Annotated in this window: 2 protein-coding genes; both read right to left on the reverse strand. The window is 71.9% G+C overall.

Annotated elements, in window-relative coordinates; all coding sequences use genetic code 11:
- Nucleotides 1-296 (reverse strand): glutamate--tRNA ligase family protein (locus G3I78_RS47000; protein WP_343244024.1); only part of this gene is annotated, 296 nt, incomplete at its 3' end.
- A 66-nt stretch (nt 297-362) separates the two neighbouring features.
- Nucleotides 363-595, reverse strand: a 233-nt coding sequence (locus G3I78_RS47005; RefSeq protein WP_164436737.1) for a hypothetical protein, incomplete at its 5' end; no start/stop codon positions are given.

Here is a 595-nt window from a genome sequence, read left to right on the forward strand (position 1 = left end):
TCCTGGTAGATGTCCGCGCGCTGCGACTGCCGGTACGGCTCGTGCGGGCCGCCAACCTCGACGCCCTCGTCCCAGTCGAGCCCGAGCCAGCGCAGCGCGTCGAGGAGCTGCTGGTAGCTCTCCTCGCTGTCGCGCGCGGCGTCGGTGTCCTCGATGCGGAAGACGAGGGTGCCGCCCGTGTGCCGCGCGTAGGCCCAGTTGAACAGCGCGGTGCGGATGAGCCCGACGTGCGGCGTCCCGGTCGGGGACGGGCAGAAGCGGACGCGGACGGGCGAGGAGCCAGGTGCGGGGATCACGGCTCCCAGCCTAGTTGCCCGACGCCGTCCGTCGCCCGGGCGTCCGGCGTGGCCCCGGTCGTCGTCTCAGTCGCGCGTGGCCGGGTCCGCAGCGGGCACGGGCAGCGGGACGGTGTCGCGGACGGCTCGACCGGTCACGCAACGTTCGAAGTCGTGGAGCCAGTCGCGGAAGTCGTCGACGGTGTAATCGCCGGTCATCCCGAGTGGGAGTGGCTCGGCACCGGCGAGGCGGTCGAGAGCTTCTTGGATGCACTCGTCGTATCGGTGCGAGTCCTGGGCGAGGTACTCCCACGCCCAGT

Source organism: Streptomyces sp. SID13726, assembly GCF_010548375.1.
Lineage (GTDB): Bacteria > Actinomycetota > Actinomycetes > Streptomycetales > Streptomycetaceae > Streptomyces.